Raw genomic sequence first — 11,639 nt, 5'->3', positions numbered from 1 at the left:
ATCAGGCGGGCAGCTTCACCCCGGCATTTTGCAGCAGCACCCGCGCGGCTTCCTTGGCGGCCCGCGCCATCGCCGGATCGTGGCGCACCAGGTCTTGCGCGATCGAGCCATCGACCAAAAGCGCAAGCTGTGTCGCCAGCGCATCCGCGTCGGCGACGCCGAGCTGGGTCAGCAGGTCGCGAAACCAGAGCCGGCGGCTTTCCTTGAATTTCACCGCGGTTTTGCGCACCGACGGGTCCTCGACGCCGATCTCGGCGACGGCGTTCACGAACGGACAGCCGCGAAAATCCTTCGATGCAAACCGCCGCTCCAGCGAATCGAAGGTGCCGAGGATCTGCTCGGCCGGCGGCTTGTCGGAGGGGCGGGGCTGCACGAAGCGCCGCTCCAGATAGGCCGCGATCAGCGCGTCCTTGGACGGAAAATGATTGTACAGGGTGCGCTTGCTGATGCCGATCTCGGCCGCGATGGTGTCGACGCCGATGGCACGAATGCCCTGCAGGTAGAACAGTTTGTCGGCGGTCTCGAGGATCCGCTCTTTCATGGTCTGTTTGGGAGGCGGGGATGCCATGCGTCGGCCGAGATGCTCTTTGCTTGACAGCTGCACCCCTGTATAGCCTAAGTACACAGGTCTGTGTAACTAAAGAAAATGGGAATCGCAGGCGAAAGCCATCGCGCGGCGCCCCCAAGGGAGAACAAGAACAATGCCCCTTTTGCAGGTGCTGCGTCCCACGCTTCCCATCCTGATCGGCGCCTCCATCATGCTCACGCTGAGCATGGGGCTGCGGCAGAGCCTCGGCATCTTCCTGCAGCCGCTGACGCACGACATCCGCATCTCCGTGTCCGACTTCACGCTGGCGCTCGCCGTGCAAAACCTCGCCTGGGGCTTTCTGCAGCCGATGGCCGGCGCGATGACGGTGCGCTACGGCTTCCGCCCGATCATGATCGTCGGCTCGCTGATGTACATCGCGGGCCTTGTGCTGATGACGACCGCGCACGGGCTGGTCAGCGTCATGATCGGTGGCGGTGAGCTGATCGGCACCTCGCTCGCCTGCACGGCGGCGGCCATCTCGATGTCGGTGGCCGCACGCGCGGTGCCGGAGACGGTGCGCTCCACCGTGCTCGGCATGGTCTCCGCCGCGGGCTCGCTCGGCGCGCTGCTGTCGGCGCCAATCGGCCAGATGCTCAATGAAGGCTTTGGCTGGCGCGTCGGGCTCGCCGGCTTCGTGGTGCTCTCGGTCTTCATGATCCCGGCCGCCTGGTACGCCGGCCGCGTCGATCAGATCCCGCTGCCGAAGCCGTCCGGCGACGACATCGGCAACGCGACCGCTGCGACTGCGGCGAAGACTGCGTTCAGCAACGCATCCTTCGTCGTGATGACCTGCGCCTACATGGTCTGCGGCATGCAGCTCGTCTTCCTCACCACGCATCTGCCGTCGTATCTTGCGATCTGCGGTCTCGATCCGATGCTGAGCGCGCAGACGCTCGGCATGATCGGCGGTTTCAACGTGCTCGGCTCGCTGTTCTTCGGCTGGGCCGGCCAGCGCTGGAACAAGCTCGCGCTGCTCGGCGGCATCTACATCTTCCGCTCGATCGCGCTCGCCTGGTACTTCATGCTGCCGGCAACGCCGTTCTCGACGCTGCTGTTCGGCGCCATCATGGGCTTCCTGTGGATGGGTGTCGGTCCGCTGGTTGCAGGCGCCGTCGCCGAGATGTTCGGCCTGCGCTGGCAGGCGATGATCCAGGGGCTTGCCTTCATGAGCCACCAGATCGGCAGCTTCCTCGGCGCGTACGGAGGCGGGGTGCTGTACGACACGCTCGGCTCCTACACCATGGCCTGGCGCATCGGTGTTGCGCTCGGTCTCGCCGGTGGCATTGTCCAGGTCGCGTTCGCGCTGATCAGGCCGGCGCAGCCGCCGATCCTGAAGACCGCGTAGAAACGCAAAACGGGGCCGCGAAGGCCCCGTTTGAAAATCCGCGAGAAGCGATCTTACTTGATCTTGGCTTCCTTGAACTCGACGTGCTTGCGCGCGACCGGGTCGTACTTCTTCTTGACCAGCTTGTCGGTCATGGTGCGCGAGTTCTTCTTGGCGACGTAGTAGAAGCCGGTGTCGGCCGTCGACACGAGCTTGACCTTGATGGTGACCGCCTTGGCCATGTGCAAAACCTCGAAAATCAGGGGGTATCGGGAGCCGGCCAAATCGGCCCGCGTTTGGCCGGGAAACTAGCCACAAACGGCCGGAAGTCAAGGTTTTCCCGGCCGAAACGGCCCTGATTCCGGGAAATTTTGCCCCGAAATGGGCGATTCCCGTCGAACCCAGTTGATATCTGCGCCGACCATAGCCTGTTCCCATTTTGAGCCTGAGGACAGGATGACGGTTGCAATCACCCATGACGACCAGCGGCTTCGCGTCGAGTGGCTGAAGGAATGGTATTTCCGCCTGTTCGCTTTGCCCTTCCTCGCAGGCAGCAGCTACTTCCTTTACTACATCGGCATCGTGCTGAAGGGCGACCTGACGGGCACGCGTTACTGGAGCGAGGACTGGGCGGGGCTGCTGATCCTGGCCGGCTTCGCGCTTTTGATCGGCGTGCCCGGACTGATCCTGGCAACGTTCCGCTATTTCATTGACGTCGATCCGACCTCTGCGCGTCTGTTCGTCATCAAGCAATTCGGCCCGCTGAGGTTTCGCAACGAGCGTCCGCTCGGCGAGTTCAAGTTCATCAGCGTCACCGATCACAGCGACTCCGATGGCAACTACACCGCCTATCACGTGGCTCTCTGCGGCGGCCGCGGTACCAAGCCGGTCATGGTGTCGTCCTTCGACACGCGTGCCGAGGCGAAGACGTTCGCGCGCAAGCTCGGGTCCGAGCTGAAGCTCGGCGACAGGGATTATGTCGGCACCGAACCGGACGCGCACTGATCGCAATCGCGCGTCCCCGCTCAGCTCTCGAAAAACCGGTTCTTCGGCCGCGGCAGGCCGAGATTGTCGCGCAGCGTCTTGCCCTCATACTCGGTGCGGAAGATTCCGCGCCGCTGCAGCTCCGGCACCACCTTGTCGACGAAGTCGAACAGGCCTTCCGGCAGATAGGGAAACATGATGTTGAAGCCGTCGCTGCCGCGGCTGGTCAGCCAGTCCTCCATCTGATCGGCGATGGTCTGCGGCGTGCCGACAAAGGCGAGGCCGCCATAGCCGCCGACGCGGGCCGCGAGCTGGCGTACCGTGAGCTTGTCACGCGCGGCAACGTCGACGATGCGCTGACGGCCACTTTTGCTGGCATTGGTTTCCGGGATCGGCGGCAATTGCCCGTCGGGATCGAAGCCGGATGCGTCGGTGCCGAGCACGACCGAGAGTGATGCAATCGCGCTGTCGTAATGCACGCGGCTGTCGAGCAGGGCGCGCTTCTCCTTGGCTTCCTCGACGCTGTCACCGACCACGACGAACGCGCCGGGCAGGATCTTCAGATGCTCGGGATCGCGGCCGATTGTCTCCATGCGGCCCTTGATGTCGGCATAGAGCTTCTGTCCGTCAGCGAGGCTACCGCCGCCGGTGAACACGGCCTCCGCCGTTTCAGCTGCGAGCTGCCTGCCATCTTCGGACGCACCGGCCTGCACGATGACAGGCCAGCCCTGCACGGGCCGGGCGATGTTGAGCGGGCCGCGCACCGAGAGATATTTGCCCTTGTGATCGAGCACATGCATCTTCGAGGGCTCGAAGAACAGGCCGGACTCGACGTCGCGCACGAAGGCGTCGTCGGCGAAGGAATCCCAGAGGCCGGTGACGACGTCATAGAACTCGCGGGCCCGCTTGTAGCGCTCGGCATGCTCCATGTGATCGTCGAGGCCGAAATTCAGCGCGGCGTCGGGGTTGGACGTGGTGACGATATTCCAGCCCGCACGGCCGCCGGAGATGTGGTCGAGCGAGGCGAAGCGGCGGGCGACGTGATAGGGCTCGTCGAAAGTGGTCGAACCGGTGGCGATCAGGCCGATATTGTTGGTGACTGCTGACAAGGCCGACAACAACGTGAACGGCTCGAACGACGTCACGGTGTGGCTGCGCTTCAGCGCATTGACGGGCATGTTCAGCACGGCGAGGTGATCGGCCATGAAGAAGGCGTCGAACTTGCCGGCCTCGAGCTTTCGGATCAGCTGCTTGATATGGTCGAAGTTGAAATTGGCGTCGGGCCAGGCCCCGGGGTAGCGCCAGGCGCCGGTGTGGATGGAGATCGGCCGCATGAACGCGCCCAGCTTGAGTTGACGCTTCGCCATTTGCCCCGTTCCGTGATCGTTGTCGTTAGCGGAACAGATAGGCACCACACGCGGCGGCGCCACTGGGAAAGTTATTTTGTTTTTGGGCGGGTACTCAAAACGCCGTCATTCCAGCAAGGCGCCTAGGCGCCCAAAATATCCTTCTGCATCTTGCCGCCGTAGAAATGGAAGAACGGCACCGGCGCGTCGTGGCGCAATGGGCCGGTGGCGAGGCGTCGGTCGAGCTCGGCGAGCACGTTCTTGGTCATGGCATGCGCATCCGCCAGCGGCTCGGAGCCGATCTCGACCCAGACGAGATCGACCAGCTCGGCATCGGCATGCACCACGCCCTCGACGCGGTGGGCGATCGAGGAAGCGTCGGCGGTGAAGAATCGGGTGTCGAAGCGGCGGACGCGGCCGGGCGGGGTGATCGCGCGCGCGATCAAGAACAGGCTCGACGGATCGGGCAGCAGGCCGGCATTGGCGAATGGCGCCCAGGGCCCTTCGAGCTTGCCGGATTTGTCGACCTTGCGGCCGAGGCAGAGACCGGTCTCCTCGCAGGCTTCGCGGATCGCGGCATTGGCGAGCGCACGCGCGCGGCCGGGCGTGATCTTCGGCGCGCCCTTGAGCAGGTTGGCTTCGAGCTCGGGCGTGATGGGAGCAGCCACCGGCACGCGATTGTCGGCCTTGTCGACGCGGCCGCCGGGAAAGACGTATTTGCCCGGCATGAACACCACCTTGTCGTGGCGCTTGCCGACCAGCACTTTCGGTTTGGCACCGGAGCGATCGATCAGAATCAGCGTCGCCGCATCTTTCGGACGAAAATACGGATGGTGATCGGCTTCTTTTTCCCCTTGGTGGACGCGGGCGGCAGCTTCAGTCATCTCTTCCCCGTTTCGTTCCTTGCGTCCGGTTTAGCTAGACCGGGGGGATGTCGCTAGGGGGATTCTCGTCGAAGCCATGCATACGTAGGGCCCACTGGAAGCCTACCACGGCGCCTTTGATCGGCTGCAGCAGCACCAGCGACAGGATCAGCGTGAGCGGCAGATAGATCGCCATCTGCAGCGCGATCGGCGGCGAATAGGCGGTCTCGATCGCCAGCGCCAGCGGAACCACGATGTGCCCGACCACGACGATCACGAGATAGGCGGGCAGGTCGTCGGCGCGGTGCGGCGTGAAATCGAGGCCGCAGGCGGAGCAGGTGTTATCGACCTTGAGGAAGGCGCGAAACAGCCTGCCTTCACCGCAGCGCGGGCAGCGGCAGTGAAAACCGCGCTTCATCGCACTCCAGAGATTGCGCTTCTCGAGTTCGACGGCCGTCTCGCGGCTCCAGACCACCGTCGGCTCAGTCACTTTGTCCATGACTTGCCTCGCTTCGATTTGCCGGACTTCTGCTTGGCCGGCTTGCGGTCCTTCTTTGTCTTGCGCTCTTTCCGCTCCTTGTGCGGCTTTGGGCTGCGACCGATGCGTGCTGCACCGTCGCGTTTTCTGCCACGCGGAATGACCTGACCGTCCGACAATAGCTCAAAGCGCAACGCGCCGGCCACCGGTGCGGCCTCGACCAGCTTCACGTCGACGACATCGCCGAGCCGGTACATGGTTCCGCTGCGCGAGCCGATCAGCGCATGGCGCGTCTCATCATAGTTGAAGTATTCGGTGCCGATAGTACGGATCGGAACCAGGCCATCGGCGCCGGTATCGTCGAGCTTCACGAACAGCCCGGCGCGGGTGACGCCGGAGATGCGGCCCTGGAACGAGGCGCCGACGCGATCGGCGAGGTGATGCGCGATTAGCCGGTCCGTTGTCTCGCGCTCAGCCTTCATGGCGCGGCGTTCGGTGGCCGAGATCTGCGCGGAGATTTCGCTCAGCGTCTCGACCGTCTCATCCTGCGGCAGCGCGCCTTCGCCCAGGCCGAGCGCGCGGATCAGCGCGCGATGCACGATCAGGTCCGCATAGCGGCGGATCGGCGAGGTGAAGTGCGCATAGCGGCGCAGGTTGAGGCCGAAGTGACCGTAATTCTCGGAGGAGTACTCGGCCTGTGCCTGCGAGCGCAGCACGACCTCGTTGACCAGCGGCTCGTAATCCTCGCCCGCGACCTGCGCCAGCACGCGGTTGAACAGCGATGGCCGCAGCGCGCCTGATTTGGTGAAGGGCAGATCGAGCGTCTTCAAGAATTCCTGGAGGTTGTGCACCTTCTCCTGGGTCGGCTCGTCATGCACGCGATAGATCAGCGGCAGACCCTTTTTCTCCAGCGTCTCGGCGGCCGCGACGTTGGCGAGGATCATGAACTCCTCGATCAGCCGGTGCGCGTCGAGCCTATCAGGGATGATCACGCGATCGACGGTGCCGTCGGGCTTCAGCAGGATCTTGCGCTCGGGCAGATCGAGATCGAGCGGATCGCGCTCGTCGCGCGCGAGTTTTGCCAACCTGTAAGCGGTCCATAGCGGCTTGAGGATTGGATCGAGCAGGGGCCCCGTGGTGTCATCCGGCTTGCCGTCGATCGCGGCCTGCGCCTGCGCATAAGCGAGCTTGGCGGCCGAGCGCATCAGCACGCGATGGAAGCTGTGCGAGCGCTTGCGGCCGTCGGCGCCGATCACCATGCGCACCGCGAGCGCGCCGCGCGGCTCGCCCGGCACCAGCGAGCAGAGATTGTTGGAGATGCGCTCCGGCAGCATCGGCACGACGCGGTCGGGGAAATAGACCGAGTTGCCGCGCAGCAGCGCGTCGCGGTCGAGCGCCGAGCCCGGCCGCACATAGAAGGCGACATCGGCGATCGCGACGTGGACGATATAGCCGCCGGCATTGTTCGGATCGGGATCCGGCTCCGCGTGCACGGCGTCATCGTGATCCTTGGCGTCGGGCGGATCGATCGTGACCAGCGGCACGTCGCGCCAGTCCTCGCGGCCCTGCAAGGTCGCAGGCTTCGCGTCCTCGGACTCGCGGATGGCTGACGGCGAGAACACCTGCGGGATGTCGTGGGCGTGGATTGCGATCAGGCTGATCGCCTTCTCGCTCGACAGCGAGCCGAGCCGCTCCTTCACCTTGCCCGAGGCGAGGCCGTAGCCACGGCTGCGCACGAGGTCGACGGCGACGAGGTCGCCGTCCTCGGCGCCGCCGGTGTCGTCCTTGCCGATATGTAGCTCGCGGCCGACCTGCTTCTTGTCGACGGGGATCAGCCGCCCGCCGCCGGCGGGGTGCGGGCGGAAAATGCCGAGGATGCGGGTGCGCGCGTGATCGATCACCTTGATGACGCGGCCGCGATAGGGCGTGCCGTCGGTCTCGTCGGTCTTCTCGATGCGGAGCAGGGCGCGATCGCCGACACCTGCGGCGGTGCCGGGTTTCGGCCGCCGCGGCGTCTCGATCCGGATCTTCGGCGCGGTGCCGTTCTCTTCGGTGTCCCACTCGGTGGGCGAGGCGATCAGTTCGCCGTCGCTGTCGCGGCCGGTGATGTCGGCGAGCACGGTCGGCGGCAGCTCGGCCGGCTGATGGATCTTGCGCCGGCGCTTGGCGATCGTGCCGTCATCGGCGAGCTCGCGGAGCATCCGCTTCAGCTCGATGCGGTCGGCGTTCTTCAGGCCGAACTCGCGGGCGATCTCGCGGGTGCCGACCTTGCCTGGATTGGCGCGGATGAAGGCGACGATGGCGTCCCGGGCCGGAAAGCCATGGTCGTGTTTGCGTTTCACTTACCCTCGTGCCTTGCCGGCGCTTTTCTTCGCGGGCGCCCCGTTCTCGGCCGCTGGCTTCGCAGCTGAGGTTTTCGAGGCCGATGCCACCGGTGCGCGCGCCTTGCTGGCGGCATCCGCCTTCGGCTTGGCGGCGGCCTTCGCCGGAGCCTTCTTGGCGGGCTTCGCCTCGGCGTCGCCTTCTGATTTGGCCGCCTTCGTAGCCTTCTTCGGCGCGGCCTTCTTCTTGGCCTTGCCGCCGCCCTTGGCTGCGCGCTCGTCGATCAGCGCGATGGCTTCGGCGAGCGTGACCTCGTCAGGCGCCTTGTCGCTCGGGATCGTGGCGTTGACGCCGCCCGCGGTGACGTAGTGACCATAGCGGCCGTTCTTCATGGCGACTGCGCCAAGCGAGGGATGATCGCCGAGCTGCTTGCCGGGATCGGAGCCGAAGCGGCGTCCGCTCGGACCCTTTGCGACCTTCTCGGCGATCAGCGTCACCGCGCGATTGAGGCCGATATCGAACACCTCGTCGCCGGCTTCCAGGCTGGCGTAGGTCTTCTCATGCTTCACGAACGGGCCGAAGCGGCCGATGCCGGCCGTGATCGGCTCCCCGGTCTCCGGATGCCGGCCGATCTCGCGCGGCAGCGACAGCAGCTTCAGCGCCAACTCGAGATCGACATCGCCGGGCGAGGTGCCCTTGGGGATGCCGGCGCGTTTCGGCTTCTCGCCTTCCTCGTAATCCTTCTGCTCGCCGAGCTGGATGTAGGGGCCGAACCGGCCGGCCTTCACCGCAACGTCGCGATCGGTCTCGGGATCCTTGCCGAGGACGCGGTCGGCACTCTCGGCGCTGTCGGCCGCGAGCGGACGGGTGTAGCGGCACTCCGGATAGTTCGAGCAGCCGACGAAGGCGCCGAACTTGCCGGCCTTCAGATTGAGCCGGCCGGTGCCGCAGGTCGGGCACTGCCTGATATCGCCGCCGTCCGCGCGCGGTGGATAAATGTGCGGGCCGAGCATGTCGTCGAGCGCATCGAGCACCTCGGCAACGCGCAGATCCTTGATGTCGTTGACCGCGCCGTTGAAGCCGCGCCAGAAATCCTGCAGCACCTGCTGCCAGGCGATCTCGTTGTTGGAGATACGGTCGAGCTGCTCTTCGAGCGCGGCGGTGAAGTCATATTCGACGTAGCGGGCGAAGAAGTTTTCGAGGAACGCGACCACGACGCGGCCTTTGTCCTCGCCATGCAGGCGCTTCTTCTCCAGCTTGACGTAGCCGCGGTCCTTCAAGACCTGCAGGATCGAGGCGTAGGTCGAGGGGCGGCCGATGCCGAGCTCTTCCATCCGCTTCACCAGCGACGCTTCCGAGAAGCGCGGCGGCGGCTCGGTGAAATGCTGGGTGACGGCAAGGCTCTGGCGCTTGACCGCTTCGCCTTCGTTCATGGCGGGCAGGCGGCGTGAATCCTCATCCTCCTCGTCGTCATGGCCTTCCTGGTACAGCGCGAGGAAGCCGTCGAACTTGATGACCTGGCCGGAGGCACGCAGTTCCAGCACGCGCGAGCCGGCGCGGGCCTCGATGTCGACCGTGGTGCGTTCGAGCTCGGCGGATTCCATCTGGCTGGCGATGGTGCGCTTCCAGATCAGCTCATAGAGACGGGCCTGATCGGCATCGAGCCGGCGGCCGATGTTCGACGGACGACGGGAGAGGTCGGTCGGGCGGATCGCTTCGTGGGCTTCCTGCGCGTTCTTGGCCTTGGTCTGGTACTGGCGCGGGGCGTCCGGCACATAGGCGTTGCCGTAATCCTCGCCGATCACCTTGCGCGCCTGGGTGATGGCGGAGGGGTCGATCTGCACGCCGTCGGTTCGCATATAAGTAATGAGACCGGTGGTCTCGCCGCCGATGTCGATGCCTTCATAAAGACGCTGCGCGATGCGCATGGTGTGTGCCGGCGCAAAGCCGAGCTTGCGGCTGGCTTCCTGCTGCAGGGTCGAGGTGGTGAAGGGCGCTTGCGGATTGCGCCGCGCGGGTTTTGCTTCCACCGACTTGACGGTGAAGTTTGCGGCCTCGATCGCCTTCTTGAAGTCTTCGGCTTCGGCGCCGGTGCCGATGTCGAGGCGGGCGAGCTTCTTGCCGTCGGCGCCGACCAGGCGGGCTTCAAACGTGTCGCCGCGCACGGTCGTCATGGTGGCGACCAGCGACCAGTATTCCCTGGGTACGAACTTCTCGATCTCGAGCTCGCGGTCGCAGACCAGCCGCAACGCGACCGATTGCACGCGGCCGGCGGAGCGGGCGCCGGGCAGCTTGCGCCACAGCACGGGCGAGAGGGTGAAGCCGACCAGATAGTCCAGCGCGCGGCGCGCCATATAGGCATCGACCAGCGCACCGTCGATCTCGCGCGGCGCCTTCATCGCGTCGGTGACGGCCTGCTTGGTGATGGCGTTGAACACCACGCGCTCGATCTTCTGATCCTTCAGCGCGCGCTTCTCCTTCATCACTTCAAGCACGTGCCAGGAGATGGCCTCACCCTCGCGATCAGGGTCGGTTGCGAGAATCAGGCGGTCGGCGCCCTTGAGCGCTTTCGCGATGTCGTTGAGCCGGCTGGCGGCCTTCGGATCGACCTCCCAGATCATCTGGAAATTGGCTTCCGGATCGACCGAACCGTTCTTCGCCGGGAGGTCGCGAACATGGCCGAACGACGCCAGGACCTCATAGGAGGAGCCCAGATATTTGTTGATCGTCTTGGCCTTGGCTGGCGACTCAACGATGACGATATTCATGTCATTCCAATAGCTTACGGGAAAACCTTGAGGCGGGTTCCGCTAGACTCGCGGCCCGCCGTTTCGCGGCGAACATGGGTGCTGGGGACCCCGCTGTCAAATCGCCAGATATTGATTGATGTTCCGTGGGTTAGCGGGACGTATCCGGAAAGTAGCAAAAGTCGTCCTATGGTTGTGGGCAAAATGGGGGTATCGCTAGCGTCATCGGGGATTTGGGTACGGTTTTGAGCAGGACAGGAGGCGGCCGGAAACGTCGGGGATCCGGCCGCAAACAAGCATCGAAGGACGAGCCGCATGCGGAGGTCATTCCGGATGAGGCACTGGCGCTGATCGCGGCGGCCGTGAGCAAGTTCGGCCGGCTCGCGCAGCACCATGGCTTCGACGTGCTCGACCATCTGATGGCGATGGCGCGGCTGGAGGCCGACGAGCTGATGCGGCTGCGCAGCCGCAGGAAGTTGTCGTGAGGTAGTTCACGGCGCTCCATCCCCATCGTCGTCCACCGAGTTTAGTTGTGGAAGGGATGGTGGCCACAGCATCGCGCGACAACTCACATTTGGGGTAATGGGTCCTGGCTTTCGCCAGGACGACGAGTGTGTGGTGCGCGCAGCTTCAATAGCTCGCAGCTTCTCGTTCTCGCGACATGATTTGTCCGAGTCTTGTCTGTTGTTTCGCGCTCTCTTGATGAAGAGGGCGCAGGGAAAGCCGGGCGCACGCTGCACCCGCGGTCTCGCGCGCAATGAGTAGAAGAGTGCGCGCACGAGCATACAGGTCCAGCGGAGGCACTCCGGCTTTCCCTGCGCGATGGGTTACGGCTTATACGTGCTCGCCCTGGGGAGACTCTGCGTTTGTGTCCCCATCGTCCGCGACAGGCGTTAGCCTGTTCGCGTGCTTACCACCAGCATCGGGGCGGCAGGCCCACACGACTTCGCCGTCCGCCTTGCGCACACACGTCTCTGCACGCTCGG

10 protein-coding genes are annotated in these 11,639 nt (G+C 64.8%); 3 read left to right on the top strand and 7 right to left on the bottom strand.

Going from position 1 to position 11,639, the window contains the following annotated elements; genetic code table 11:
- Position 1: 1 nt before the first annotated feature.
- Positions 2–568, bottom strand: a complete 567-nt coding sequence (locus JQ604_RS10940) for a TetR/AcrR family transcriptional regulator (protein ID WP_212356587.1) — start codon at positions 566–568, stop codon at positions 2–4.
- 133 nt (positions 569–701) lie between these two features.
- Between JQ604_RS10940 and JQ604_RS10935 the strand changes: the two genes are divergently transcribed.
- Positions 702–1,934, top strand: a complete 1,233-nt coding sequence (locus JQ604_RS10935; RefSeq protein WP_212356584.1) for an MFS transporter — start codon at positions 702–704, stop codon at positions 1,932–1,934.
- A gap of 53 nt (positions 1,935–1,987) precedes the next feature.
- Here JQ604_RS10935 and rpmG read toward each other — a convergent pair whose 3' ends face one another.
- Positions 1,988–2,155, bottom strand: a complete 168-nt coding sequence (gene rpmG, locus JQ604_RS10930; protein ID WP_018271988.1) for a 50S ribosomal protein L33 — start codon at positions 2,153–2,155, stop codon at positions 1,988–1,990.
- 214 nt (positions 2,156–2,369) lie between these two features.
- Between rpmG and JQ604_RS10925 the strand changes: the two genes are divergently transcribed.
- The gene (locus JQ604_RS10925) at positions 2,370–2,918 is read left to right on the top strand and encodes a hypothetical protein (RefSeq protein WP_212356582.1); all 549 of its coding nucleotides are present in this window, start codon (positions 2,370–2,372) and stop codon (positions 2,916–2,918) included.
- 20 nt (positions 2,919–2,938) lie between these two features.
- Here JQ604_RS10925 and JQ604_RS10920 read toward each other — a convergent pair whose 3' ends face one another.
- The 5 genes from JQ604_RS10920 to topA form a co-directional block, all read right to left on the bottom strand.
- Positions 2,939–4,264, bottom strand: a complete 1,326-nt coding sequence (locus tag JQ604_RS10920) for an LLM class flavin-dependent oxidoreductase (RefSeq protein ID WP_212356579.1) — start codon at positions 4,262–4,264, stop codon at positions 2,939–2,941.
- 122 nt (positions 4,265–4,386) lie between these two features.
- The gene (locus tag JQ604_RS10915) at positions 4,387–5,127 is read right to left on the bottom strand and encodes an NUDIX hydrolase (RefSeq protein ID WP_212356576.1); all 741 of its coding nucleotides are present in this window, start codon (positions 5,125–5,127) and stop codon (positions 4,387–4,389) included.
- A gap of 34 nt (positions 5,128–5,161) precedes the next feature.
- Complete coding sequence (locus JQ604_RS10910; RefSeq protein WP_212356573.1) at positions 5,162–5,605, bottom strand: DUF983 domain-containing protein; 444 nt, start codon at positions 5,603–5,605, stop codon at positions 5,162–5,164.
- Positions 5,593–7,926 carry a ribonuclease R gene (gene rnr, locus JQ604_RS10905; RefSeq protein ID WP_212356570.1) on the bottom strand — a complete coding sequence of 778 codons (2,334 nt, stop codon included), beginning with the start codon at positions 7,924–7,926 and terminating at the stop codon, positions 5,593–5,595. Before rnr ends, JQ604_RS10910 begins: the two co-directional genes overlap by 13 nt.
- On the bottom strand, positions 7,927–10,674 hold the full coding sequence (gene topA, locus JQ604_RS10900; RefSeq protein ID WP_212356567.1) for a type I DNA topoisomerase: 2,748 nt from the start codon (positions 10,672–10,674) through the stop codon (positions 7,927–7,929).
- Between the two features lie 224 nt (positions 10,675–10,898).
- On the opposite strand from topA, the gene JQ604_RS10895 reads away from it, so the two are divergent.
- Positions 10,899–11,138 (top strand): hypothetical protein, encoded by a 240-nt coding sequence (locus JQ604_RS10895; RefSeq protein WP_212356979.1) that lies wholly within the window; start codon positions 10,899–10,901, stop codon positions 11,136–11,138.
- Positions 11,139–11,639: the final 501 nt, after the last annotated feature.

This window comes from Bradyrhizobium jicamae, from assembly GCF_018130695.1.
GTDB lineage: Bacteria > Pseudomonadota > Alphaproteobacteria > Rhizobiales > Xanthobacteraceae > Bradyrhizobium > Bradyrhizobium jicamae_B.
The sequence above is the reverse complement of the archived record's forward strand: the minus strand, read 5'-3'. Positions and strand labels throughout refer to the sequence as shown.